Consider the following 26,122-nt stretch of genomic DNA (forward strand, 5'->3'; position numbering starts at 1 on the left):
CGACGGGTTTGACGCGGCCTCAAACCTACGCTCCCACGGCATTTTTGCAGACTGCGCCTTGTATTTCGGCCCTGACACCCCTATCAGAGATGTGGGTAATGGGTAGCCCGCTTGCGGGAGAGGGGGCCGGGGGGAGAGGGCAGCCGGGGACTGCGCCGGAACCATCGAAGCGCCCCACACCCGCCATCACCCTCCGCCAGCGCATCGACAGCCATCGAAGCGCGCGGCACTGGCTCCCTTCCCCCGCGCAGTTTGCGGGGGAAGGGCTGGGGATGGGGGGCGCCCGTCGTCCACGCCGAGTCCAGCCAAACCCGCCGAGAAGGCCTGCACGGGCGAATGAATTCGCTGCAACAACCACACGAAGTCCGCCTGCGCGGACTGGCCTGTTCTCGTGTGAGGAGGACCGTGCGGCGCGTCCGGAGTGTGTGGCGGATCCCTCGGTCGCTGCCGAGTACGGCGGATGGGCAGGTCCGATGGGGCCGCTCCGTCGGGATGACAGGGGCCCGCCCCGCTCACCCCCCGCTCATCCCCGGATCACCCCCGCTGGCCCACGATCCCGCGCACGGCCGCCAGGTACTCGCCGGTGTCGAAGTGCTCCGGGTCGATCATGGCCTGCACGGCGCACCCGTGAATCCAGCTCACCGCCATCGCCGCCAGCCCGTCGGCGGTAGCACCCGGGAACGCCGCCGGCTCCGCCCGCAGCAGCGCCTCCATGATGGCGTGGAACGCCCGCCGGTAGCGCTCCAGCTCGGCGCTGATGCGCACCCGGATGGCGTCGTCGCGCGCGCCCATCGCCCAGAACTCCAGGAACAGCCGCGTGTGCCGGGGCTCGCGCGCAAGCCGCTCCATCTCCTGCCGCAGCACCGCGTCCAGCCGGTCCATGGCGTGGGGAAGGTCGGCCACCTCCAGCGGAACGCGAAACACCGGCGTGGTGGCGATCAGCCAGTCGAGCAGCTCGTGAACCAGCCGCTCCTTGCGCTGAAAGTGAAAGAGCACCAGCGCGTGGCTGAGCTCCGCCTCGGCCGCCACCGCCCGGATGGTCAGCCCGCCGATGCCGTCGCGCACCGCCACCTCGAACGCCGCCCGCAGGATCTGCTCGCGCCGCACGTCTTCCGAAGCCCGCTTCCCCGGCATCTCTCCCCCCGTCTGTCCCAGGAATTTTATTGACCGTTTGGTAGATATACGTTAGCTTGAATTTACCGGTTGGTCAATACACTCCGTCCGGTGTTCCGAAACGAGAGAAGAGGGCCGGATGCTGAGACGGAAGCCACGTGGGGCGGAGCTGGAGGCGTACGCGCAGGACATCGTCGACACGGTGCGGGAGCCGCTGCTGATCCTGGACGCCATGCTGCGGGTGCGGAGCGCCAACCGGGCCTTCTACCAGACGTTCCGCGTCTCGGAAGAGGAGACGGAGGACCGGCTGATCTACGAGCTGGGCAACGGCCAGTGGGACATCCCCGACCTGCGCGGGCTACTGGACGACGTGATGAAGACCAGCTCGGTGTTCAACGACTTCGAGCTGGAGCACACCTTTCCCACCATCGGCCGGCGGGTGATGCTGCTGAACGCGCGCAAGCTGCGCGCCGGAAGCCACGCCGAGCTGGTGGTGCTCGCCATGGAAGACGTCACGGAGCGCCGCAGCGCCGAGGCCGACCTGAAGGCCATCGAAACCTATGCCCGCGACATCGTCGACACGGTGCGCGAGCCGCTGCTGATTCTGGATCCCGAGCTTCGCGTGCACAGCGCCAACGGGGCCTTCTACCACACCTTCGAGGTGTCGCCGGAGGAAACCGAGAACCGGCTGATCTACCAGTTGGGCAACGGCCAGTGGGACATCCCCGACCTGCGCACCCTGCTCGACGAGGTGATGGCCACCAGTTCGGTGTTCAACGACTTCGAGCTGGAGCACACCTTTCCCACCATCGGCCGGCGGGTGATGCTGCTGAACGCCCGCAAGCTGCGCGCGTCGAGCCACGCCGAGCTGGTGGTGCTGGCCATGGAGGACGTCACCGAGCGCCGCCGGGCGGAGGCCGACCTGCAGGCCATCGAGACGTACGCCCAGGACATCGTCGACACGGTGCGCAAGCCGCTGCTGATTTTGGACCCCGACCTGCGTGTGCACAGCGCCAACCGCGCCTTCTACCAGACCTTCGAGGTGTCGGCCGACGAGACCGAGACGCGGCTGATCTACGAGCTGGGCAACGGCCAGTGGGACATCCCCGCGCTGCGCACCCTGCTGGAAGACATCATCCCCGCCAGCTCCGTCTTCAACGACTTCGAGCTGGAGCACGACTTTCCCGACATCGGGCGCCGGGTGATGCTGCTGAACGCGCGCCGGCTGCAGGCGGGGCACCACGGCGAGCTCCTCGTGCTGGGGCTGGAAGACGTCACCGAGCGTCGGCGCGCCGAGGAAGAGGTGGGGATGGCGCGCGAGGCGGCCGAGACGGCCAACCGCACCAAGAGCCTGTTCCTGGCCAACATGAGCCACGAGCTGCGCACCCCGCTGAACGCCATCCTGGGCTACTCGGAGATGCTTTTCGAAGAGGCCGAGGAGCGCGAATTGACGGAGTTCGCCGCCGACCTGCAGAAGATCGGCACGGCGGGCAAGCACCTGCTGGCGCTGATCAACGACATCCTGGACCTGTCCAAGATCGAGGCGGGCAAGATGGAGCTGTTCCTGGAAGACTTCGAGGTGGGCGCGCTCATCGAAGAGGTGTCTTCCACCATCCAGCCGCTGGTGCAGGCCAACTCGAACACGCTGAACCTGGCCATCGCCCCGGGGCTGGGCTTCATGCACGCCGACCAGGTGAAGGTGAGGCAGGGGATGTTCAACCTGCTTTCCAACGCGGTGAAGTTCACCCAGTCGGGCACCATCACCGTCGACGCCCGGCGCGAGCGGATGGATGGGCGCGAGTGGATCGTCTGCCGGGTGACGGACACGGGGATCGGCATGACGTCGGAGCAGATCGTGAAGCTGTTCCAGGACTTCACCCAGGCCGACGCCAGCACCACGCGCAAGTTCGGCGGCACGGGGCTGGGGCTGGCGCTCACCCGGCGCTACAGCCAGATGATGGGCGGCGACGTCACCGTCAGCAGCGAGCCCGGCGTGGGAAGCGTGTTCACCATCAAGCTTCCCGCCCTGGTCATCGGCGCCGACCCCGGCCCGGTGGCCGCGCCCGCGCTGGGCTCGGTGGACGGCGCCGGGCCGGCCATCCTGGATTCGCTCCCCGCCGACGCCAGCTGCGTGCTGGTGATCGACGACGACGCGGTGCAGCGCGACCTGATGCAGCAGTTCCTGGGCAAGGAAGGCTACCGCGTTTTGGTGGCCAGCGATGGCGAGGAGGGACTGCGGCTGGCCCGCGAGATGCAGCCGGCGGCCATCACCCTGGACGTGATGATGCCCGGGATGGACGGCTGGAGCGTGCTCACCGCGCTGAAGTCCGAGCCGGCGCTGCGCCACATCCCCGTGGTGATGCTGACCATGGTCGACGACCCCAACCGGGGCTTTTCGCTGGGCGCCGCCGAGTTCGCCACCAAGCCGGTGGACCGCCGGCGGCTTTCGCGCCTGCTGAAGAAGTACACCTGCACCGATGGCCCCTGCGCCGTGCTGGTGGTGGACAACGACGAGGCCACCCGCGCCCTGATGAGGGGCATGCTACAGGCGGAGGGGTGGAAGGTGACGGAGGCGGCCAACGGGCGCGAGGCGCTGGTGGTGATGGAAGAGGCGCGTCCCCGGCTGATCCTGCTGGACCTGATGATGCCGGAGATGGACGGCTTCGAGTTCACCGAAGAGGTGCGCAGCCGCCCGGAGTGGCGCGGGGTTCCCATCGTGGTCGTGACGTCGCACGACCTGAGCAACGGCGAGCGGCAGCGGCTGAACGGCTACGTGCAGACCATCGTCCAGAAGGTGGGCGACGAGCCCCAGGGGCTGCTGCACCGCGTTCGCGACCTGCTGGGCGACAACGGCGCCCAGCGCCCCATGATCACGAGAAAGGAAGAGCGGCGCGCGGTTCCCGCGTGAGCGCTCTTGACGATGCTATGACCAAGATCCTCCTGGTGGAAGACAACGAGATGAACCGCGACATGCTGTCGCGGCGGCTGGAGCGCAAGGGCTACCTCGTGGTGCTGGCGGTGGACGGGGAAAGCGGGGTGGAGATGGCCCGCACCCAAGGCCCCGACCTGGTGCTGATGGACATGAGCCTTCCCGTGATGGACGGCTGGGAGGCCACCCGCCGGCTGAAGGCCGATGCAGCCACGCGCGGGATTCCCGTGATCGCCCTGACCGCCCACGCCATGTCCAGCGACCGCGGCAAGGCCATGGAGGCCGGCTGCGACGACTACGACACCAAGCCGGTGGAGCTGCCGCGGCTGCTGGGGAAGATCGAGGCGCTGCTGGGCAGGGCGGGCGCGCTGGCGCCTTCGGGAGCGGAGCCGCGGGCGTGACGGCCCCCGCCCGCCGCGCCGACGACGCGCCCCGGCACGCGCTGCCGCCCGGGCTGATCCACGACCTGCGCACGCCGCTGGGCCAGATCATCGGCTACGCCGAGCTGCTGGTGGAGCGCGCGGAGGATGGCGAGGGGAAGAGCCTGGCGCCCGACCTTCAGAAGGTGAAGGCGGCGGGCTACCGCATGCTGCGGCTGATCGAGGACAACTTCTTCGGGGTCCGCCCGGCCGCGCCCGTCGCCGAAGCCGATCCCGCCGCCGAGTCCACGGAGCCCATCGAGGCCAAAAAAACCGCCGAGCCAGGTTCCGGCGCGGTGCGCGTGCCGCTGGCGCGGTTCATCCTCGACAACACCGAGTCCATCCTGGCCGAGTGGGAGGCGTTCGCACGCACGTGCACGCCGGCCAGCGGCGGGATGGACATCGTGGCGCTGCGCGACCACGCCGCCGAGATGCTGAAGGTGATCGCCGCCGACCTGGGCACGGAGCAGGGCGGGGACGAGCAGTCGGAAAAGTCCAAGGGGAATGCGCCCGCGGCCGAGGCCTCGGCGGCCACCGCGGCCGAGGAGCACGGCGCCGACCGGGCCGGGAGCGGGTTCACCATCGAGCAGATGGTTTCCGAGTACCGCGCACTGCGCGCCAGCGTCATCCGGCTGTGGACCAAGGCCCACGGCGAGCTCACCCCCGCCGACGTGGACGACCTCACGCGGTTCAACGAGGCGGTGGACCAGTCGCTGGCGGAGTCAGTCTCGCGCTACACCGAGGAGCTCGACAACTCCAAGGAGATGTTCCTGGCCATCCTGGGGCACGACCTGCGCACGCCGCTGGGGGTGGTGTTCACCTCCGCCCGCTTCATGCTCGACACGGGCGAGCTCGCCGAGCCCCACCTGACGCTCATGGGGCGCATCGCCAGCAGCTCCACCCGCATGGTGCACATGGTGGGCGACCTGCTGGACTTTACGCGGAGCCGGCTGGGCGGGGGAATTCCCATCGTCCGCGGCGACGTGAGCATGGGCAAGGTGGTGCACGAAGTGGTGGACGAGCTTGCCGCGCTTCACCCGGAGCGGCCCATCGAGGTGCACGCACGCGGCGAGGAGCGGGGCGAGTGGGACGCGGCGCGGATCGCCCAGGTGCTGGGCAACCTGGTGGGCAACGCGCTGGAGCACGGCTCCGAGGGCACGCCCGTCACCGTCACCGTAGGCGGGCGGGACGAGGAGATCACCGTGGCGGTGCACAACCGCGGGCCCGCCATCCCCCCCGAGCAGCTGAAGAACATCTTTCACCCCATGAAGCCGCGCGAATCCACGTCCAGCGCCGCCAGCGGCCCGTCCGGCAGCCTGGGGCTGGGGCTGTACATCGCCGAGCGCATCGTGCACGCCCACGCGGGGACCATCGAGGTGGCTTCGGACGCGGGCGGCACCACGTTCACCGTGCACCTTCCCCGCACCGGCTGAGCGCGGGTCAGCGCAGGTCGCAGCGGCCCCGCACCCCCTGTTGGACGGACGCGAGGCGGGATAGGGCGTTTCGACTGTTCCCGGCGCAGGCCCCCGACCGCCCTCTCTCCCCGACCCTCTCCCCCGCAAGCGGGGGAGAGGGAGGATTCGAGCGCGCTTCGGTACGTTCGGCGTGGGTGCAGGTGAAGCCCCGAATGGACTGCGCCAGCGGCCCGGGTCGGGGCTTTCCGCTGTTCCAGCCGCGGGTTCACCTTTCCGGCGCCGATGCCGCGCGCCTACCGCCCCCCCGGGCGTTCCGCGAGCCACCGTGCGGCGAGCTGCCGCACCGCGGGCGCCGGGTCGTCACGCGCGGCGCGCTGAACCGCGGGAACGGCCTCGGCGCATTCCGGGTCCACGCTCGCTGGCGCGCATTGACCGGAGAGCGCCGCCAACGCTTCGGCGCGGCCGGGTGCGTCGGGCTCGCGGGCCAGCTGGTGCACCAGCATCGGCACCGACCGAGGGTGAACGGGCCGCCGTGGCAGCGCGAAGTCCTCGTCCACCCGCACCGAGGTCACTTCGCCCGGGATCGCGAAGTCCACGGCCTGCTCGCGCGGGCCGGCCTTCACCCGCCGACGCGTGCGGGTGCCGCCCGACTCCACCGCCACGACGACCGTGACGGCCGCATCGCTCCGCAGAAAGACGCGAACGCGGCCATCCCCCACCTCGTGCCGCGCTACGACCGGTGGCGGGTCGGGCGAGTCCAGCCAGGCCGCGAAAAGGGCGCCGAGGCTGCGGCCGCCGTGGCGCTCCATGGCGCGCTGAAGGTCTTCGGTCCGCACCACTCCCGTCGCGAGCCCCGCCCGCGTGTAGTCGCGGAACCCGCGCCAGAACGCGTCGTCGCCCAGTTCCGACCGCAGCAGGTGCATGAACAGGGCGCCGCCGCTGTAGGTGATGGGGCCGCCTGCGTCGGAGGGCACCGTCCACCCGGCGTGGCGCACGGCACGGCGGCCGGCCTGCAGTGCCCGCTCGTACCGGCCGCGGGCCAGGATGATCTCCCGCTCGTACGCGTCTCGCCCCCACCTGCGTTCCTTGTACGCGGCCACCATGAAGGTGGTGATCCCCTCGTTGAGCCAGAAATCCGTCCAGTCTCCGGCCGTCAGCGCGTTGCCCCACCAGGCGTGGGCAAGCTCGTGCGCAACGAGGTGGTCCTCCGTGGAATCCCGGAGCACCGCGCGGCCGTAGGCGGTGTCCATGATGGACATCTCCACCAGTTCCTGGGCGCCCGCGCCGGGCATCAGCACCTGCAGGTAGCGGCTGCCGGGATAAGGGGCGCCGGCGGCCCGGGTGAAGAACGCCAGGGCCGGGCCCGTCGCCTGGAACACCCGGTCCAGCTCCGCCGGAGTGAATCCCACGCCGTAGTAGCCCAGCGCCACCGGGTGCCCCTCCGCACGGCTTTCCGCGAACCGGGCGGCGGCGAACCCGAAGAGGTAGCTGCTCATGGGCGATGCCTGCTCCCACACGTAGCGGTGCAGCCCGCCCGCCAGCTCGTCACGCCGGAGCAGCCGGCCGCCGGACACGGCCTGGAGTTCGGACGGCAGGGTCACCTCCAGGCGGAGCGCCGCCTTGTCTCCCGGCCACGGATTGGAAACCATCCATGATCCCGTATTGAACGCGGTGTGTACGCGTCCCGGTCCGAACACCATCCCCCGCTCCGGCCGGCCATCGTAGGTGATCCGCACGGGGAAAGCCCCCCGGCCCGCGGCAGCCGGAACGGCCACGTGCAGCTCTGGTCCTTCGTGGACGTACTCCGCCGGCGAGCCGGCCGCCAGCACCTGTGTGATCCGGAGGCCTCGCGCCTCGAGCGTGATCCTGCGGACAGCGGGATCGCGTGTCCGCAGCAGGATCTCCACCTCTCCGGCAATCGAGCGCTCGCCTGGAAACACCCGGAGCGAGGCATCGTATCGCTCCACGTCGTACGGAGGTACCCGGTCCGACCGCGCCGCGACCAGTTCACCGGGCGCCGCGGGCGGCTCGTCGGCCCTCCCGCCGTGAACGCATCCAGCGATGCCGAGGGCTGCCCACAGCGAGAGCACGCGGGCGAGCACCCGAGGACTGCGCGCCTGGTGGAGCGGTGGTATGTGAAGGTTGTAATGCAAGGTCACCGGGTCTTACGCCGAAAGGAATGCCGCTGCCGACGCGCATGCCGGACCGTGGCCAGGCAGCATTCCCACCCGCACCACGCGGGCCGTCAGGGAGACCGCGGCCCGGCCCTCTCGGCAAGCCGCGCGTAGCGGGGTATACGTCGGGGCGGTTGGGATGGACACGTGTTCTGCGTCGCTCATGACGGACCGGCACGGTCGTTCAGGGCGCGCAGGGCGGCCCGCGCGTCGGCGTGTTCCGGCTCCAGGCGGAGTGCCGATTCGTATTCGCCCCGCGCGGCGGCGAAGTCGCCGCTCGCCTCCATGATCATTCCCAAGCGCCAGTGGGCCGCGGCGTGGGAGGGGAGATCGGCGCGGCGAGGGCGGGCGAGGTAGGCGCGCAGAGCTCGTGCGCCGCTCTCGAGACGCTGGCCGGAGAGCGCGGCCATCCGCCCCACGTGGTAGAGCGCGGCGACGTCTCCGGAGTCGCGCGCAAGCATCCGGTCCCCCACCGTGAACGCCGCGTCCCACCGCTGTCCCGCCCCGTGCACGAAGGCAAGGCCGCGCAGCGGAGCCACGCTGTCCGGCGCCAGCCGCGATGCCTCTCCGAACCACCGCTCCGCCTCGGGAAGCCGGTTCGCCTCCTGGTGCGCCGTGCCCAGCAGCAGGGCCCCCGCGTATGGCTGCTCCGCCCGGATGCGCTCCGCGACGGTGGTGAGCGCGCGGTCGGAAGCAACCGCGACGTGCGGCCTCACCCCGTTCCCCTCCAGCCGCGTGCCGTCCGCGGCAAAGTAGTCCGCCTCCGGAAAGATCATCACCCACCCGTCTCCCACGGGGTGCGGGGGCGCCGAGAGCATGCCACCCCCGGTCCGCTCTCCCACCAGCGTGGCCCGCCCGGTCGTCTTCAGGAGGTGTGCCAGGGGCTCGGAGGCACTCCCGGAGGTCTCATCCACCAGCAGGAACACGCGGCCGCCGAAGTGCGGCGACCGGGGCGGCACCACGCCCCGTAGCGCCCCGTGCTGGCGAACCCCGTAGGTCACCGACCGGGCGTCTCCACCCGAGAGGACGGGAATGGCCGCGAGTTCGGCAGGGGTGGGACGCCCGCGGTGGGTGCGGTACCAGCCCGGTCCCAGGAACACCCCCCCGTCCACGCGATCGCGCACCAGGTGCGCCAGGGGAGACATGGAGCTCACGTCGCCGCCCCGGTTGCCACGGATGTCCAGGATCAGCGTGTGCGGGGCGGCCGAGTCGATGCGCACGAAAGCCCGGTCCACCGCCGCCGTCACCCCGGACCACCTCGTTACGCGCAGCCGCGCCACCCCGGGCGCGGGAAAGGAGAGGCTGACCAGCGCGTCGGGGTTGCGGTTCTCGGTGAGCAGCGAGTCGAGCGGGGTGGCGGCGATGCGCGGGTCGCGGAACAGCTCCAGATGCGACATGTGAAGCCGCGGCAGCAGCGCGTAGAACACCGCCATCGCGTGCACGTCGTCGGGCACCGATGCGAAGCGCGCGTCCAGTTCGCGGAAGAAGGAGCGCCACTCGGGCCGGTTGAGCAGCTCGGGATCGTAAATCCCCGCCGCGATGGCGCTGCGCATGCGCGCCGCAAGCGCGGGGTAGTCGCGCACCGGGCGCAGGTCGGCGGCGGGAACGGCCTCGAACGTCCCCGCCGGCGAGCCCGAGGTGCGCCGCAGCTCGCCGCGCATGCGCCCGTCGGCCAGAACGCCGGAAAGGGTACGCTCTCCAAGGCTGAGCGCGACCATTCTCCCCGTCACCATCACCTGCCCACCCCGCGAAGTGGCGGTTCCACTCTCCACCCGCACCAGGGCGCCGCGCGGCGGGAGCTTTCCCAGAAGGCGCCCCACGGTCGCGCGGGGCCACCCCGCCAGCTCGCCCGCAGCGCCGGGACGTGAGAATGCCTGCCAGCCTCCCGTGCCCGCCGGCTCCACCGCCAGCCTCACCACCATCTCGCCTCCACCGGCCGGGCGAAGCGTGAACAGCCACGACCCGGCCGGGATCGATGCCGCGGCGGAGGGGGTCCCCGCCCGCACGGTGGATGAACATGCGGCTGTGGCGGTCGCCAGCGCGCACGTGGCCAGGAGCAGCGGAATCAGAGGGCGACGGAGAAGGTTGATCATTCGCTCGAATGGGGTGCAGGGCAACAGCCAGGTGCGCCAACTGTGGCGTGCCCTCGCGCCGCGCGCAATTCCCGGTCGCCCAACCGGCCATCCGCGCCCCCGACCGGGCCGCACGGTCGCCGGATGGCGGGCCCGAGACCCAAGGCCAAAGCGGCGTTAAATGGACAGGGATTGCACGGCACCACATTTCGGCCGTAGCGTGAGGCGGCGGCGGACGGCCGCGTGATGAAGCCCGTCAACGGTACGCGTGGATGATCAGGAATTCGGAACACCTCCGCCCCGGCGATACGCAGGAGCGGAACGGCCAGCGCTGGGTGGTGGAGGCGGCCGAAATGCAGGACGGGATGATGCAGGTCCTTTGGCGTTGCGGAGAGGAGCGGCGCTGGGACGAGTTTCCGCCGGGTGTGGCCGTCGTGGTGAGCCCGGCGGATTCGGCCGAGCGCGTCCGGCGCGTAAAGCAGGCGTCCGATCTGGTTGAAGGGGACCGCCTGGTGGGCCCGGGCTGGCCGCCCTACGAAGCCGCCGCGGTGGAGCGCGCACCCACCCGCATCGTGGTGGAGTGGACCAACGGCTCGGCCCTGCGGGTGAAGGAATACGATCCCAGCGAGGGCGTGCTCGTAGAAACGCTGGCGATCCGGCCCGGAACGGGCAGCCGTCCGGCGGGCTAGCGCATCAGCTCGTAGCGGCCCCGCACCCCTTCCGATCCCGGAAAGATGCGGTCGGCCTGCGCGGCCGTGAGGTCGAAGGTGCCGGCGACGGCGGCCTTGAGCACCGCGCGGGTGTCGAGCGTGGGGCGCAGGTCGCGTCCCTCGTACAGGGCCGTGTCGCCCAGCCCCGGCCAGTCGGCGAGGACGGCGGAGCGCGCAACCTTGGGTCCGATCAGGAATCCCGCCCCCGCCGTCCCATGGTCCGTTCCGCGCGAGCCATTGGGACGCGCCGTGCGGCCGAACTCCGTCATCACCACCACGGTCGTGTCCGCCCAGGCGTCCTGCATCTCGGCGCGGAACGCCACCAGCCCCTCCGCCAGCTGCCCGAGCAGGCGGTCCAGCGCCCCGCCCGCCAGCCCCTGGTTGGCGTGCGTGTCCCACCCGCTGAACTCCACCGCCGCCACGTTGGGCCCCGTGCTCTGCCGCAGGATGCGCGCGGCCGACCGCAGCAGCGGCGTCACGCCCCCGCGCCGCGCGCCGGCGCCGGCCATCTCCTCCTCGCCCACCAGCTCCTGCTGCTGAAGCGCCGCCTCGAAGCGGTTGTGCAGCGTGCCGTCCGCGCGGTACAGCACTGCCAGGCGGTCCAGGTACTCGTCGGTCACCGCGCCCAGCTGCGTGGGCGACCAGGTCTGCACCTCGTGCGCGCCGGCCATGGACCGCGGCATTCCCGAGGCGATGGCGATCCCCGAGCGCTCCCCCGGCATGATCTGCAGCAGCCGGTTGAGCCAGCCGTCCGACGCGCCCACCGGCCGGTCGAGCCCCGTTTCGAGGATGGCCTGCCCGTCGAAGTGGCTGCGGGTGCGGTAGGGGATGGCGATGGCGTGAAGCGCCACCATCTCGCCCCGGTCCCAGAACTCGCGCAGCGGCGCCAGCCCCGGCGCCAGGCCGAACACGGGCGTCAGCGGCACCAGGTCGCCGTCCTGAAAGGCCAGCGGCCCCCGCAGCCCCTCGTACGCCGGGTCGCCGTAGGGGACGACGGCGGCCAGCCCGTCGAACCCGCCGCGCAGCAGCACGAACACCAGCCTGCCGCTCTGCCGCACCTGCGCGAAGCTCACCACGGGAAAGCCGAACGTGGCGATCCCGCCGGAGCACATGGTTTTCAGGAACTCGCGACGGTCCATCGCTACCTCCACTGGAACGCGGGCGCCGCGATGGCGAGCGCGATTCGCTCGGCCGGGGCGATGCGATTGTCTGCAAGCATGGCGCGCATGGCGTTGGCGGCGGGGGCCTCCACCACCTCCGCCAGTGCGCGCGGGTCCGGCCCGGCGCCGGCCATGCGGCGGCCGAGGGTGCGCGCCAGCTCGGCGCGGTTGAGGAGCGCGTCGGGATCCGCCCAGTCCTGCATGGTGTCGCCGAACCCCTTGGGCGCCGCGGGCGACCAGAGCGGGTGCCGCAGCTGCCGCAGCGCGCCCGCCAGGTTCTCGCCGGCTCCGGGCGCGCCGAGCGCGCGCAGGGCCGCCACCAGCCAGTCCTGCGGCGTGCGGAACTTGCGCGTGCCCTCGCTCCACGCCTCGGGCAGCTCCACCAGCGCCGTGGAGACGGCGCGCAGGTCGCCTTCGCTGTCGCGGAACACGCCGGCGACGCGCTCCACCGCGGACGGGGGCGGCTGGTCGGCGACGAAGTGTGCGACCAGCTTGGTGGCGACGAAGGTCGCCGTGGACGGGTGGCGGCAGAGGGCGCGGATGGCCTGCTCTCCCTCGTTCACACCGGCTTCGGGGTAGCGCCGGCCCAGCAGCGTCTTGGGGCCGGGCTCGTGCTGCGCGGGACGGAACGCGAAGCGCAGCGGGCCGGGCGCGTCGCCGTCGCGGCCCGGGCGCCGGGTTCCCGGGCCGTACAGCCCCGCGACCGTCCACCCGGTGAGGATGCGCGCGAGCTCCACCACGTCCGCCTGTGCGTATCCGCCGTCCACCCCCAGCGTGTGGAGCTCCAGCAGCTCGCGGGCGTAGTTCTCGTTCAGCCCGCGCCGCGCGCCGCGCCGGGCCCGTCCGCCCGCGGGCGATGACGGGCCGATGGACTGGTGGTTGTCGAGGTAGAAGAGCATGGCGGGATGCCGCGCCGAGGCCAGCACCATGTCCTCGAAGCGGCCCAGGACGTGGGGGCGCACCGCCTGGCGCTCGTAGCCTCCCGCCAGCGGCGCCACCACCCGCTTGGCCCCGGCGGACACGCACAGGTGGTTGGACCAGAACGCCACCAGCCGCTCAACGAACGGGCGCTCGCTCGCAACGCGCTGCGTGAGCGCGGCCCGGCTCTCGTCCTCGGCGATGCCCACCAGCCGGCGGCGCGCCTGCTGCCGGACCTCCTCGCTGTAGACGGCGCGCATCCCCACGGTGCGCAGCGCGGCCGCGATGTCGGCGGGCACGGCGCTGGCGGGCGCGGGCAGCTCCGGCGGCGCGCCCTGCAGCTGCGCGCGGAGCCATCCCCGCGCGTCGCCGATGCGCGCCCGTTCCCCCACCCGCGCGCCGAGCCCGAAGCGGTTCAGGGCCCGAAGTGCCGCGTCGCTCGCCATCTGCCTCGTCCACCGCGGGTTCGGAAGGGTCGCTCGTACGCCGACCTGCCTGTATCGGAATATACACCCGGCGGGGACGATGCGTTGGAGATTAGAGGGAGAGCGCCCCGCGTGCACGAACGAGCGGGGCCATCCCCTGCCTGGGACGGCCCCGCTCGTCGCAAAATCAGATCAGTCGCGGCCAACGCCTCGCGGCGTTCACCGCCACAGGTCAGGGCTTCTGGCCGAAGTGGTACACCGAACCCACGTGGGTGCCCAGGGAAATGACTTGTGCGCTGCCCCGCGCAACGGTTGCCGCGTAATAGAGCGCCTGCGCGGCACCCGGCGCCCTGCGGATGAAGGCGGCGCCGGTTTCGGTGAACATGAACCACGGCAGGCGGGCGACCAGCATGCTGATGTCACGGACCCCAAAGAGCTTTACCTGGATCACGAGGTTCTCGTTGGCGCCCGCGTCTTCAAGCGTCTTGACCATGTCGTCCATCATCGCGGCCCGCTTCGTAATGCCGAGGATGAACACGAAGATGGCGCCCACCGCGACACCGGCCTCCACCTTGTCGATCCCGCCCGCGGTGGCCCTGGAGGGCTCCCACACCTGCTTGAATCCCCCCCCGAAGGTGATCAGGTCGCCCAGGCTCTGCACTACCAGGATGGTGTTGGCCATCCAGGGTTCGGGCTTCAACTTTTCCCACACCTCGGGGGTCACGCCGCTCTCCAGCCGGTCGTCCCACGCCGGTGTGGACAGGAAGCGCAGCAGAAAGGACGTCGCGATTCCGGTGGAGCCCTTGATCATCTTGGCCAGGCCCCGCGTGCGCGCCTGACCGCTTTCGAACGCGCCTCCGCTCATCATCTCGGTGAAAATGACATCCGACGCCACTCCGGCCGCGATGTTGATGGCACGCAGCACGATGATCAGCGGCTCCACCGTCGTGTCCATGCGCTTGGGGATGCGAGCGGCGCCCCGCAGGACCACGCCTTCGCGCACGTCGTCCAGGCGCGCGGCGGGGGACGGGGCGAGCGCCTGGAGCCGCGGCATCGTCGCGCGCTGCTCGGCGGACTTCAGGCGCTCGTCCAGGTCGTGGTTGTCGTCGGCGAACGTGCGCATGGTGACGGCGAGGTGGGCCAGGTGCACCGGAACCGCCAGCGCCAGGCAGATGACGTCCAGCAGGGTAAGCCGCGACCCCGTGATCCACTCGTACAGCTCGCTTACGAACGGAATGTGGATCTCCGCCCGCAGCAGCTTCATCGCCGCGTCCACCAGCTCCACCACCGCGGCGCTCATGGCGGCCATCTCGCGGATGCACGTCCGGATGCCGGCGTCCATCGCGTCCTTTACCGCATCCAGCAGGCGGTTCACCATGTCGGCGGGCGAAAGGCCCACCAGCCCGGAAACCAGTGAGGGAATCCTGCCGGCCAGGTCACCGAACGTCACGTCGCCCGCCGCGGCCTCGGGCAGCTGGGCCTCCGCGGTGGTGATGCCGCCTTCGCGGGACTTCTGCATCACCATCTGCCCCTGCACGCCCTTCGCTTCGTCCAGCGCGGGAGAGTTGGGCTCGCCGGCCGCGGCGCTGGTGGCCGCGATGCTCTGCCCTCCCGGCCGTGGCCGTACGGAACCCGCGCCCACCAGCGGCAGCAGCGCCGCCTCGATCCGCGCGGGCGACATGGCCCTCTTTGCGCTGTCGATGCTCACCAGGAACACCTTTTGGATGATGTCCTTGGCGCGCAGGATGGCCTTCCAGTTGAAGAGCGCGCGCAGGAACTCGATGGCCTTCATGATCAGCACGCCCAACTGCTCGAAGAAGCCCGCGATGGCGTTCACGGCCTCGGTAACGCTGGTCACCACGATGTGGGCGATGTTGACTACGCCCTCCACCAGCGTATGGATGGCTACCTCGATCTGGTCCGCCACGGCGATGACGATCTTCGTGGCGCCGTCGTAGACGTCGACCGCCACGTCCTCGATCACGTCCCAGACGTCGTTCCACCAGGCGCGCAGCACCAGCGGCTCCGGTGTCGCCACGCCACGCTCGTCCTCTACCTGCGCCCGCGTTTTCAGCATTTCGAAGCGAACCGCCGGCGTCCCGTGCGCGTCCGTCACCGTCTCGAAAACGAAGCCCGCGTTCCGCGCGAGGGCGACGCGCACCCCGGCCGGGTTCACGGGCACCACGGCCGGCGCCCGCCCCATGGTGCGCAGCAGCACCACGCGGTCGCCTCCGGGCTCGCGCGCCGGCTGGCGCATGGGCTCGGGGTCTACCTCGGCGGTGAGCAGCCGCCGCCCGGACTGCCCGCGCGCCTGCGCACGCAGCAGAGGCGCCCCGCCGCGAGGCGCCGCCTGCGCGTCCGCCTCCGCGGGCTTGGCGGCGGCCATCACCGTGCCGATGGCGTCGGCCACCTTGTCGGCGTGCGCGGCGTAGTCGCCCGCCAGCAGCGGCTCGCCCTCGCCCTCGCCCTCCTCCATGCCCGGCGTCCACCGCGTGACCCTGTTTTCGGTAAGGTCGGCGCCGCTGACGGTGGACAGCGTGCGGTGAAGGTCCTGGTCGGGCGCAATCACCACGCGGTCGTTGCGGTGCATGAAGCCGGCGCGCACCATCAGCGAGGGGGCGGTCAGCGCGCTCGCGTCGAACACGATGGCCACTTCGCCCTGGCTGTCGGTAACCAGCTCGGCGGCGTTTTCGGGATTGATGGCGTACGAGCGCCCGGCGACGTCTACCGTGCACTGCTCGGCGCACCACACCGAGAGCGGCTCGCCCACGCGCAGCGACCCGTCGCCGTTCAGCGCGCTGATCACCGTGCGCCAGGTGGAACGGTCACGGTCGGCGTTGATGGTTCCGCCGCTGGAATACGCGTAGTCCTGCACCAGCTTGCTCTGCGCCACCAGCGCCGGGGGGATGGGCGCCACCAGCACCTGCTTGTCGAGCAGCACGTTCACGTGAAAGCGCTCGTTGCGCGGCATGAAGCCGGCGCGCAGGTCGATGGCGGGCGCGTGCCCCTGGTCCAGGGGCGTCACCAGCAGCGTGGCGCTGCCGTCGGCGCCGGTGGTCAGCGAGTGCACGCGCCGCCGGCCGTCGGGCGAGGGGGCGCCGGGCTCCGGCTGCGCGACGGCGACCACGCCGGTGATGGGCTCACCGTCCAACATCGTCTCCACCGGGTCGTCGTCGCGGCGGCGGACGTACCACAGGTCCAGCGGATGCCCGGGGATGCCGGATCCGTCCGCCCGGTGCACCGTGAACTCCACCTGGTACATGGGAGGCTGCCCGGCCCCTTGCGCCAGGACCGTTCCCACGGTGGTGATGAACGGGTACTGCGGCCTCTCGAACGCCAGGTCCGTCAGCCACCAGACGGGCTGCTCGCCCGTATCCACGAGCTCGCCGTGGTGGTGCTCGGGTCCCTCGTCGTCGATGTGCCGGCGGTCGAAGTTCCAGTACGCCAGCAGGTCGGGCTCGCTGCCGCGCAGCTTCACGTGCATGCGCGACGCGATTTCCGCCGGCTCCAGGAAGGTGTCCCACACCCGCACCTCGGCGATCATGCCGCAGAACGGAGCCACCGACTCCAGCTCCGCTCCCGCCCCGGCGCCCAGGTACGCGCGGATGCCCTCCACCGTCTTCGCGGGCGCATCCTCGGCCCGGGTGGTGAGCACGTCCGACAGGGGCTGCCCGTCGACGTAGACGATCACGTGGTCGTCGCCGTCGCGCGAAACCGCCACGTGGTGCCAGCGGCCGTCTGCCAGGGTGGTGGGCGCCTCGGCGCGCAGCGCCGTCCACACCCCCCGCTGCAGCGAGCGGGCGCCGTAGCGCAGCGTGCCGTCGGCGTCGATGGAAAGGTTCAGGTCGAAGCCGCCCGCCAGGGTGGGGCAGAGGGCCAGCACGCCGCCGCCGGGCGCGCGGGGAGAGCCGGGGACGGCGGGCGGAAGGTTCACCCACGCCTCCACGCAGCTGCGGGCGGGGTTCATCAGGTGAAGGGTGTGCCGGTCGATGTCCACCGTGCCGATCTCCACCCGTGCGTACGGCGTTTCGGCCGAGGGGCGGCCGGCCGCGTCCAGCCCCAGCCGCAGCACCGTCGTTTCGCCAAACACCACGCTGTGGAGCGCGCCGTCCAGCGACGCCCCGGGGTCGTCGGCCTCGGCGCAGCCGTAGTACGCGGTTCCCGCGCCGAGCACCGGCGGCGTGACCGCCGGCTGGGCGGAGCGGTAGAGCCCCTCGAGCGCGCCGGTCGCGGGATGGAGCACCGCGACCGTTCCCGACGCCGTCGTGCAGCAGATGCGGCCGGCGGCATCGAACGTGGGCGGCCGGGCGGCGTTCGATCCGGGCGCGTGCCCCTGGGGGAGCGCGGCCGTCCAGCGCGGCGCCAGGTCGGTGATGCCGAAGCCGTGGACGGCGCCCCGGTCCGTCGCCACCACGAGCAGGTCCTGGTCTAGCGCCGCGGCCATTCCGGTGATGGTGCCGGGAACGGCCTCGGCCGCCTGCACCTGCGCGGCGGCCACGTTGGAGTGCGTGAGCCGCGTGGGCCTTCCGTCGCGGACGCAGAAGAGCCACTCGCGGGCCGCCGCGAAGGCTTCGCCGCCCACGTGAAAGAGCGTGCGCCGCGCGTCGTCGGGGTCGATCACGGCGATCCGCGGCGCGTCGTCGGCACCGCACAGCACGAACAGCCGGTCCCCCTCGAAGGCCAGCTCGCGCACGGGCGCGGGGACGGTGGCTTCTCGAAGGCCGGCCGCGGCGCCCTGGCGATCGACGATCCTCACCACGCCGTGGGGCGCGCCGGCGGCGATGTACCCGGGAGACACGGCGGGCGCCGCGAGCTGGCCGCCGCCGCCCTTCATCAACCCGGCGAAGGCGTCCACGCGCGCGCTCTCGCCCGTCATCGCGTTCACCTCCAGCACGCCGTCCTCCGCCGTCAGCACCAGGAAGCGCCATCCGTCGGCTACCGGCGCCGAAACGCCGCGCGACAGGTCCATCTGCCACAGCCTGCGCCCGTCGGCCCGGCGCACGCCGTACAGCGCGTTGCCGGTGGCGAACGCAATCGCGTTGTTCGTGCTGGCCGGGGCGGTGCTCACCGGCTGCTCGCCGCGCGCGGCCCAGGTGCCGGCGTACGGCCACTGGGCCGCTTCCTCGTGAAGCAGGTAGGGAAACCCGGATCGGTCCAGCGACAGGTCGGCCGGGGTGGACGCCGCGCCCACGAAGGATGACCGCGCGCCGTGCCGCACGACGGCGTTCCTGACCGCGGCCATGCGCGGCTTCTTGGGATCCGGCTTGGCGAGGGGGGGGTGAACTTCGGCGAGCGACCACAGCCCCTTCAGCCGCGGCTCGGTGCCCGTAAGCTGCACGTGGCGGTTGTTCTGCACCGTGGCCACGTCGAGCGCACGGTCCCAGATGCGCAGCTCGCGGATCAAGCCCTGGAAGTGGTGCTTCGCTTCCCGTCCCGGGGCGGGGCGGTATGCGCCGATGGTGAGCGCGCTGCTCCCGCCGATGGCCAGCCCCGCCTGCGAATCGTCGCGAAAGAATACGTCCAGCGACTTGCCGTCGAGCAGGGCCAGGAGGGCGCCCGCGCGGCGGATCAGGGCCACGTGGTGCCATTCGCCGTCGTTTGCGCGCGTTCTCCGGGTGCGGCCCGCGTGCACGCGCCTGGCGTCGGCGCTGACGATGGCCACGCGCAGCTCGCCGTTCTCGCCCAGGTTCAGCCGAAAGCCGTGCGAGCCGGAGTTCGCCTCGGTGGGGTGGCTGGAAACGATCTCGCCGCCCTCGCTGGAGCGGATCCACGCTTCCACGGTGAAGTCGTCCCCGCCGAAGTCGAACTGCCGCTCCTCGGCCTGCACCTCGATCCGCGACGTGCGGCCGTCGAAGTACGCGGCGTGCTGCCGGGCGAAGGCGCGCGCCTCGATGGAGCCGCGGGCGTCGGGGATGAACACCGTCTCGTTGGTCACCACCGGCGCAAGCCCGCGGGCGGGCTCGGGAAGCTGCATCCGCCGCTCCACCTCGCCGTCCGCCAGGGAAAGCGTGGCCATCATCCGTCCGCCGTCGGTGATCACCACCACGTGCCCGGGAAGCAGGGCCGGCTCGCGCGGGCCGGCGAGGGCGGTGCGCCACGCGACCGAACCGTCCCGCGTGTTCACCGCCACCACCTCGCCGCTGTTGCTGGCGATCAGCAGCTCGCCCTTTCGCGCCACCACGGGTGTGCTCCACATCCACCCGGGTGTGGCCGGCGGGATCGGCGCGAACACCACCGCGCCCGTCCTGACGTCGAAAAGGTGAAGCGCGGTCCCGGCGGCGGCCACCACCTCGCCGGCGATCCTGGGATGGACGGCCGGGTCCAGCCGTTCGCCGGCCACGCCGCCGTTCGTCCGCTCGAAGCGCCGGTCGCCGAAGTCGACGTTCACCGCGTGAAGCCGCCCGTCGGCCACGAAGAACACGGCCCCGTCGCCGTACCCGATGCCGCCGGGGCTCAGGTCGCTGATGGCGATGGGCCCGAACGCGCGCTCGCCGTTCACCGCGACGAAGCCGGACGCCATCGTGGCGCCGGTATCGGCCAGGTGCACGGCCACCACCCGGTCGCCCGCCGCCAGCAGCCCGCTCACCTCCTGGAGGATGGGCGGCTTCCAGGGGCTCCAGGCCCGCGCCTTGTCCCGCACCTGCAGCGGCAGTCCGTCGCTCAGGCGCAGGGCGATCAGCTCGTCGCCGTCCATGAAGTACACCACCCCCGCCGCCGCGGTGACGTACGGATCGCCACCGACCTGGAAGCTGTAGGGAAAGCCCTGCACCTGCACCTGGGCGTCGGGCACGGGCTCGTCGCCGCGGAAGATGTCGACGGCGAAGAGGGTGCTGCCGGCCACGCCCAGAAGGCGGTCGCCGGCGGCGATCAGCGGCTGCTGCGAGGCGAGCGGGCCATAGCCCGAAAAGCGCCAGAACTCCTGCAGGCGCTCCGGCGTAGGAAGGGGGCGAGTATTCATTTGTCCTGCACCGTAAGGCGCTGCTTCAGGACGTTCTCACCCGTGGGCGCGAGCACGCACTCGGGGGCATCGAATTCCAAAAAGGGTTCCACCAGCGGATCCATCACCACCCGCTCACCCGCCGTTTCGGCCGGCAGGAAAACCCATCCGTTCCCGTCGGTGCGCGTCGTCACCACTCCGCCGCCCCCGAACCGCAGGATCACCGTCGTGGAGGGGAGCGGCAGCATCAGCGCGGGGCGCACCTGGTCCGATTCGGTTTTCCTGATGATCTGCGAGTAGATGCGCAGGCGCACCGGGTTCGCGGGGCCGGCATGCGCTTCCGCGGCGTGGCTGGCGTTTGCGGGCTCGTGGCTGGTATCGGAGCCGAGGGAATGAGTATTCATCAGATACGCACCTTGACGCGTTGTTTGAGGACGTTCTCGCCGGTGCGCGTGAGCACGCACTCGGTGGCCTGGACCTCGAAGTTCGGCTCCACGACCGGATCCATCACCACCCGCTCACCCGCCGTCTCCGCGCGCAGGTAGACCCAGCCGTTGTCGTCGGTACGCGTCGTCACCTGTCCGCCGCCTCCGAAACGCAGGGTCACCGTCGTGGACTTGAGCGGCAGCATTAGCAGATAGGGATGCTTGTCGACGTACTGCTGGCCCCGCTCGTTGTACCTGAGCAGATTGAAGAAGATTCGCAGGCGCACGGGGTTGGCCAGGTCGCGCAGCTCCTGGACGACCTGGTTGGCCCGTTCGGCGTCGTGGCTGGTCAACGATGCACCGAGGGGATAGCAGTACAGGGCGTCGCTTCCGGCGAGCGGTGGCAGGGCCAGGTCGCCCAGGGCGGCGCCGGCCTGCTCGATCCCGCCGTACTGGCGCGTGATCGCCTCGCGGTACTCCGCCCACGAGTCGGGCAGCGCCGCGATCTGCTGGCGGCCGGTGCGGTCGCGCGCCACCACGTAGGCATCCTGCCGCGACACCGAGGGCTGGGTGCGTACGAGCGCCGGCGCGGCTCTCTGGCCCCACCCCTCCAGCACGCCTTCCACCAGCACGGCGGGCGGCGGCGGAAAGAACTCCGACCGGTACGGCGAGTCGACCGTGTTGGCCACCAGCAGCCGGTACGCGACCCCGGTGGATTGCGCCTCGCGATCCACCTCCACCACCAGCAGGGGCCGGGGAGGCGTGCCATCGGCCTGCGGAAGGAAGGTGGCGAAGTACGGGGCCCGCGGCGGGCGCTGCGGCCAGCGGTCTACGATCGTGACGCCCTTTCCATACGCCATCAGCCGCGCGCCCCCGCCCCCCGATACCAGCGCGAGGTTGTAATCGGGCCGCAGCTCCAGCCACTGCCAACCCCCGTCCAGCGGCAGCGTCACGCGCGACGCCTCGCCCGGCGGGTCGAAGGGGAGCGCGAAGATGCCACTGCCCAGGGCGGCGCTCCCCCACACCAGCCCCGACTCCAGCCGGGGCCGTACCCCTGGCTCCGCCGAGGCCGGCCCGCGGCCCGGCCACTCGGCCAGGGACTTCGGGGGCAGCGCGTCGCCGTCGATCAGGCGGACGGTGCCGTCCTCCGTCACGTAGAACAGGCGGCACGCGTACTCGTCGCCATGCGCGTCCGTTTCCAGCTCGGCCATGGCCAGCGACGGCCGCACGGCGCGGTCCATCCGGGCCGTGCGCATGCTGGTGAGCGTGCTGTCGAGCGGATGGAGCGTCCCGTCGCGCCCCAGGGCAAACACCAGCGCGGCTCCCTTGGCGCCCACCTGCTCCGAGCGGACGACGGGTGGCGAAAAGATCAGTCCGGCGGCCGCCCTGGCGCACTCGGCAAGTTCACCCCGCGCCCGGTCGCGCCGCGCGCCCACCAGCTCCTTCAGGTCCGCCACCATCTGCTGGAGCCGCGCGGTTTCGTCCGCGGAACGAGGCCCGGGCGATCCGCCGGCCGCCAGCTCCGCTTCGGCGCCCTCGAGCAGCTGCACCCACTCCAGCACCCGGCGCGCGCGCCGCAGGGCATCCTGCTGCCCGCGCGCCTGTTCAGGGAGGGTGTGCAGCCAGGCCCAGTCCGGCTCGCCCCGGCCGGCCGCCCACCGGCGGCTGGGGTCCACCAGGTTGATGGCGGCGATCGCACGCCCGGTCTTCAGGCTCCACCCACTGAGCACGGGGCCATCCTGCACGTACACCTCGTCGCCGTGCGCCGCGAACCCGGCAATGTGCACCTGGGCCTCGATGGTGTTCAGCAGGTACGGAACCTGGACGACCTTCACCAGGAACAGGGCGGAGGGCCCGCCGGCGACGACCACGGCGTTTTCCTTGACCATCAGGGGCTGAAAGGGAGCCTGTCCGTACGGAGCGCACTCGCTGGAAAAGGCCATCGGCTGCCACTTCAGTTTCATTTGCTGCGCGGGAACGGGGTGGATGGGGCGATCGGGAGAGCGCGTTTGGATAGCGACTGCACGGTGGCCGATTTGTAGCGGCGGTGCGTGCCGGGCGAGAGCGGGATCAGGTCCGGGTCAGGGGTGGGCAGGGAAATGATGGGCAAGTCCGCCGGGACGGCTGACGAACCGCACGGAAGTTCAGGGAAACGGTCCGGAAGCGGGGGAGATGGTGGAGGAGCATGGGAGGGGCGAGGCATCTTACCGCGTACACGGCCGGCCGGCAACACGAGTGCAGGGGCTCCGTGTAACGAAAGCGGGGCCATCCCTTGCTTGGACGGCCCCGTTTCGAGAACAGATCACCTCAGTCGTAGCCCGGCTATCTTCGCGCTACGGTTGACGAGTCGTCTCGCGTCGGGACTGAGTATCGGCACCAAGGGTCTTGTGATCACCCGTGTCGATGCCCGTCCGGATGGGGGTGTGGACCACCTCGTACGCGGCACGCCGGGCGCGCATCCGAGCGCGATCCGCCGCGAATCCGCCAAACATCTGCTCGATGTCCTCTGGCGCGGGCCGGTAGTCACCCGGGCGAAGCATCTCATCCGACATCGTACACCTTCCGTTCGGCGGAATATACCTTCTGTTCGGCGCACGCGAGGCGGGGTGAGGGGCGTTTCGACGGTTCCCGGCGCATGCCTCTGGCAGCCCTCTCTCCCCGGCCCTCTCCCCCGCAAGCGGGGGAAAGGGAGAATTCGATCGCGCTTCGGTACGTGTCGGGGCTTTCCGTTGTCCCAGCCGCGGGTTCACCCGCCGCTGGACGGCGTACGGATCCGGATCGAGCCGTTACGCCTTCGAATCTCGGACGCCAGCTGATAATGACCTCCGCTGGGAGCAGAATCAACGGGCATGGCGCAGCCCGCGCCCTCTGCGGGACCTCTCTTTCTGGTGCTGAAGATGATGCACACTAGTGAGCTGACCGACCGGTTCCGCGGCTGTCTCGTCGGCCTTGCCGTGGGCGACGCGGTGGGAACGACGGTGGAGTTCATGCCGCCGGGTTCGTTCGCTCCCGTCACCGACATGGTAGGGGGCGGACCGTTCGACCTGGCGCCCGGGCAATGGACCGACGATACGTCGATGGCGCTGTGCCTGGCCGAGAGCCTGATCGAGTGCCGGGGCTTCGATCCGGGCGACCAGATGCGGCGCTACGTGCGGTGGCACCGGGATGGCCACCTCAGCAGCACCGGGCGCTGCTTCGACATCGGGATGACGGTGGCCGAGGCCCTGCACCGCTTTGCGTCGACCGGGGAACCGGTCAGCGGTTCCACGGATCCCATGAAGGCGGGGAACGGATCGCTGATGCGCCTGGCGCCGGTGCCCATGTTCTATCGGCGGAACGTGGAACTCGCCGTTCAGCGGGCGGGAGACAGCTCGCGGACCACCCACCAGGCGCGCACCGCGGTGGATGCCTGCCGCTACTTCTGTGCGCTGCTCGTTGGGGCGATCGACGGACGTACGAAGGACGACCTGCTGTCCCCCGGGTACTGGACCGGGGGTCCGCTGGCGCCTGAGATCGAGGAGATCGCGGCGGGGAGCTTCAAGCGCCGCAATCCGCCCGAGATCGCCGGAACGGGATATGTCGTGCATTCGCTGGAAGCGGCGCTGTGGGCGTTCCATCGTGCCCAATCCTTCCGCGAGGGCTGCCTGCTCGCCGTCAACCTGGGGGACGACGCAGACACGACGGCGGCCATCTACGGCCAGCTCGCCGGCGCCTACTATGGCGCGAGCGGCATCCCGCCGGAGTGGGTGGCCCGGCTGGCAAAACGCGAGTTGATCGAGTCGTACGCCGAGGCCCTGCTCGAACGATCCGAGGCGCCGCACGGCCGCTGACGGAGGCGGCATCGCCCACGGCGGGAAGCAGCGCCGGGATGCATGAAAGCCGATCGCCCCCGCGAGGCACCATGCCTCGCGGGGGCGATTCGTTGCCGGGACCGATCGTCAGCCAGCGGTGCCGGCGGGCGAATTCGCCAGGCGTTGCGGATCGACGGGAATCGAGACCTGCTGCTGCTGTTCGGGGGTCCCGGCCCTGCGGAGGTCCGCCAGCACCTGGCCGGCGATGTCGGCCGAGCCCGGGTCGGAGCCGGACGGAATGACGGTGGGCGTGCCGCCGACCGGTGCCGTGACGGTTCGTGCCGCGCCCGTGGCCGTGCCCGCCGCGGATGCCGCCGCCGCGAAGGAGGTCTGGAACCGGCCGGCCCAGCCCTCCAGCTCCGACGATTTCACGCCGAAGTACCGGAGGTATGCCGTGGTGTGCTGCCAGGCGAGCTGCAGCGAGAAGTTCACCAGGGGCGGGGCGAATTCGTGGATGATCGCCTTGTTCACCTGGAACGGGAACCACCCGGTGTCGTTCACGATCTGCGTGTAGTCTCCGTTCGCGGAGAGCTTCTGGGCGCCCGCCACCAGGTCGTTGATGGTGGCGTCGGGCTCGATGTTCGGGGCGTACAGCGTGGGGATTTCGGCCAGGTCCGACGCCTGCCACGCATGCGGCACCACGTCGATGGCGTTGGCGAAGCGCGTCGCCGAGATCCTGGAATTGGAGTACGCGGCGAATGCGGCGTTGCCCGCGGTGGGGCCGGCCGTGGGCATGGTGGAGAGCGTGACGGCGCTGAACGGGTCCCACAGGATGCGGATGTCCTGCAGCCACAGCGTGAGCGTGGGCGAGAGCGCGCCCGCCAGGCTGTGCCCGCTGACGATCAGGTTCGTTCCCTTCTTGCCTCCGAGCCCCTGCACGAACTGCAGCAGGGTGGTGCCGCTGCCCGGGATGCCGGTGCCCGGGGTGGCGTTCTGCAGAATGACGAGCCCGATGCCCGTGGCCAGCGAGATCCTGGCGTCGGGCGCCTCGAACAGCCCGTAGATCCACGGAAGCTGCACCGACACCAGCCCGTCCTCCAGCAGCCAGTCGGCCAGCGAGTCGGGATTGGTGCCCGCGATCCCCACGACGTACGTCCCCGGCTGGTCTTCGCTCTGGGCCACGTACATGGCGTTCAGGGCGTACGACGTGGTGTCGAACGGCACCACGATGGGGCCCCACGCCACCGACCAGCGGCCGATGTCGGCTTCCGCGTTCTTCAGCGCGGCCTGGATGTCGGCGTACAGGTCGGCTTCCAGGTTGGGGCCCTTCTGGTTGTCGACCAGGGCCGAGTACATGGATACCTGGTAGATGATGGATTGCTGCTTGGTGGGCGCGGTCACGGCGTGCCTTCCTTTCAAGAGATTGGGGGGGCCCGCGCGCGGGAGGGGGAGCGGCGCGGGCGAGCGGCGGGACGGCGCGGGAAGGTCCCGGCGCTCTTCACGGAAGGAGTGCGCATCCTGTCGCATTCCGTTCCGTGAAGAGCGAAGGGTAATGGCGCCGCGCAGGTTGCAACAGGAAACGTTTGCCGCCTGCGGTGCGGAGGGGATGGACTGCGGACGGCCAGCGGCGAGGC

General features: G+C 71.1%; 14 protein-coding genes. 5 read left to right on the top strand and 9 right to left on the bottom strand.

Going from position 1 to position 26,122, the window contains the following annotated elements; translation table 11 throughout:
• Positions 1–534: 534 nt before the first annotated feature.
• Positions 535–1,134 (bottom strand): TetR/AcrR family transcriptional regulator, encoded by a 600-nt coding sequence (locus VF632_RS15215; RefSeq protein ID WP_331023768.1) that lies wholly within the window; start codon positions 1,132–1,134, stop codon positions 535–537.
• Positions 1,135–1,252: 118 nt separating this feature from the next.
• On the opposite strand from VF632_RS15215, the gene VF632_RS15220 reads away from it, so the two are divergent.
• Genes VF632_RS15220 through VF632_RS15230 form a run of 3 tightly spaced genes read left to right on the top strand, consistent with a single transcriptional unit; the run spans position 1,253 to position 5,894 of the window.
• Positions 1,253–4,021: a response regulator gene (locus tag VF632_RS15220; RefSeq protein ID WP_331023769.1), complete on the top strand. Its 2,769-nt coding sequence runs from the start codon at positions 1,253–1,255 to the stop codon at positions 4,019–4,021.
• Positions 4,022–4,038: 17 nt separating this feature from the next.
• Positions 4,039–4,443 (top strand): response regulator, encoded by a 405-nt coding sequence (locus tag VF632_RS15225; RefSeq protein WP_331023770.1) that lies wholly within the window; start codon positions 4,039–4,041, stop codon positions 4,441–4,443.
• On the top strand, positions 4,440–5,894 hold the full coding sequence (locus VF632_RS15230) for a sensor histidine kinase (protein WP_331023771.1): 1,455 nt from the start codon (positions 4,440–4,442) through the stop codon (positions 5,892–5,894). Before VF632_RS15225 ends, VF632_RS15230 begins: the two co-directional genes overlap by 4 nt.
• A gap of 275 nt (positions 5,895–6,169) precedes the next feature.
• On the opposite strand, the gene VF632_RS15235 is transcribed toward VF632_RS15230, so the two are convergent.
• The gene (locus VF632_RS15235; RefSeq protein ID WP_331023772.1) at positions 6,170–8,035 is read right to left on the bottom strand and encodes a M1 family aminopeptidase; all 1,866 of its coding nucleotides are present in this window, start codon (positions 8,033–8,035) and stop codon (positions 6,170–6,172) included.
• Positions 8,036–8,211: 176 nt separating this feature from the next.
• Positions 8,212–10,143 (bottom strand): S41 family peptidase, encoded by a 1,932-nt coding sequence (locus VF632_RS15240; protein WP_331023773.1) that lies wholly within the window; start codon positions 10,141–10,143, stop codon positions 8,212–8,214.
• Positions 10,144–10,394: 251 nt separating this feature from the next.
• On the opposite strand from VF632_RS15240, the gene VF632_RS15245 reads away from it, so the two are divergent.
• The gene (locus tag VF632_RS15245; RefSeq protein WP_331023774.1) at positions 10,395–10,811 is read left to right on the top strand and encodes a hypothetical protein; all 417 of its coding nucleotides are present in this window, start codon (positions 10,395–10,397) and stop codon (positions 10,809–10,811) included.
• Here VF632_RS15245 and VF632_RS15250 read toward each other — a convergent pair.
• The 5 genes from VF632_RS15250 to VF632_RS15270 all read right to left on the bottom strand — a co-directional run bounded on the left by VF632_RS15250 (position 10,808) and on the right by VF632_RS15270 (position 22,661).
• On the bottom strand, positions 10,808–11,971 hold the full coding sequence (locus VF632_RS15250) for a DUF1501 domain-containing protein (protein WP_331023775.1): 1,164 nt from the start codon (positions 11,969–11,971) through the stop codon (positions 10,808–10,810). The genes VF632_RS15245 and VF632_RS15250 overlap by 4 nt on opposite strands.
• A 2-nt stretch (positions 11,972–11,973) precedes the next feature.
• The gene (locus tag VF632_RS15255) at positions 11,974–13,356 is read right to left on the bottom strand and encodes a DUF1800 domain-containing protein (protein WP_331023776.1); all 1,383 of its coding nucleotides are present in this window, start codon (positions 13,354–13,356) and stop codon (positions 11,974–11,976) included.
• A 211-nt stretch (positions 13,357–13,567) separates the two neighbouring features.
• Positions 13,568–20,293: a LamG-like jellyroll fold domain-containing protein gene (locus VF632_RS15260; RefSeq protein ID WP_331023777.1), complete on the bottom strand. Its 6,726-nt coding sequence runs from the start codon at positions 20,291–20,293 to the stop codon at positions 13,568–13,570.
• Positions 20,290–20,676 (bottom strand): hypothetical protein, encoded by a 387-nt coding sequence (locus VF632_RS15265; RefSeq protein ID WP_331023778.1) that lies wholly within the window; start codon positions 20,674–20,676, stop codon positions 20,290–20,292. The genes VF632_RS15260 and VF632_RS15265 overlap by 4 nt, the downstream gene beginning before the upstream one ends.
• On the bottom strand, positions 20,676–22,661 hold the full coding sequence (locus VF632_RS15270) for a hypothetical protein (RefSeq protein ID WP_331023779.1): 1,986 nt from the start codon (positions 22,659–22,661) through the stop codon (positions 20,676–20,678). Before VF632_RS15270 ends, VF632_RS15265 begins: the two co-directional genes overlap by 1 nt.
• Positions 22,662–23,594: 933 nt before the next feature.
• Here VF632_RS15270 and VF632_RS15275 point away from each other — a divergent pair.
• Entirely contained in the window at positions 23,595–24,527 is a 933-nt protein-coding gene (locus tag VF632_RS15275; RefSeq protein WP_331023780.1) for an ADP-ribosylglycohydrolase family protein, read from the top strand.
• A gap of 108 nt (positions 24,528–24,635) precedes the next feature.
• On the opposite strand, the gene VF632_RS15280 is transcribed toward VF632_RS15275, so the two are convergent.
• On the bottom strand, positions 24,636–25,889 hold the full coding sequence (locus VF632_RS15280; protein ID WP_331023781.1) for a lipase family protein: 1,254 nt from the start codon (positions 25,887–25,889) through the stop codon (positions 24,636–24,638).
• Positions 25,890–26,122: the final 233 nt, after the last annotated feature.

It is taken from the genome of Longimicrobium sp. (genome assembly GCF_036388275.1).
GTDB lineage: Bacteria > Gemmatimonadota > Gemmatimonadetes > Longimicrobiales > Longimicrobiaceae > Longimicrobium.

What these genes read in the sequence shown, in the direction of transcription:
- VF632_RS15215 (WP_331023768.1), bottom strand. Translation starts at nt 1,134, where the DNA reads ATGCCGGGGAAGCGGGCTTCGGAAGACGTGCGGCGCGAGCAGATCCTG.
- VF632_RS15255 (WP_331023776.1), bottom strand. Translation starts at nt 13,356, where the DNA reads ATGGCGAGCGACGCGGCACTTCGGGCCCTGAACCGCTTCGGGCTCGGC.
- VF632_RS15220 (WP_331023769.1), top strand. Translation starts at nt 1,253, where the DNA reads ATGCTGAGACGGAAGCCACGTGGGGCGGAGCTGGAGGCGTACGCGCAG.
- VF632_RS15260 (WP_331023777.1), bottom strand. Translation starts at nt 20,293, where the DNA reads ATGAATACTCGCCCCCTTCCTACGCCGGAGCGCCTGCAGGAGTTCTGG.
- VF632_RS15275 (WP_331023780.1), top strand. Translation starts at nt 23,595, where the DNA reads ATGATGCACACTAGTGAGCTGACCGACCGGTTCCGCGGCTGTCTCGTC.
- VF632_RS15225 (WP_331023770.1), top strand. Translation starts at nt 4,039, where the DNA reads ATGACCAAGATCCTCCTGGTGGAAGACAACGAGATGAACCGCGACATG.
- VF632_RS15245 (WP_331023774.1), top strand. Translation starts at nt 10,395, where the DNA reads ATGATCAGGAATTCGGAACACCTCCGCCCCGGCGATACGCAGGAGCGG.
- VF632_RS15250 (WP_331023775.1), bottom strand. Translation starts at nt 11,971, where the DNA reads ATGGACCGTCGCGAGTTCCTGAAAACCATGTGCTCCGGCGGGATCGCC.
- VF632_RS15240 (WP_331023773.1), bottom strand. Translation starts at nt 10,143, where the DNA reads ATGATCAACCTTCTCCGTCGCCCTCTGATTCCGCTGCTCCTGGCCACG.
- VF632_RS15265 (WP_331023778.1), bottom strand. Translation starts at nt 20,676, where the DNA reads ATGAATACTCATTCCCTCGGCTCCGATACCAGCCACGAGCCCGCAAAC.
- VF632_RS15270 (WP_331023779.1), bottom strand. Translation starts at nt 22,661, where the DNA reads ATGAAACTGAAGTGGCAGCCGATGGCCTTTTCCAGCGAGTGCGCTCCG.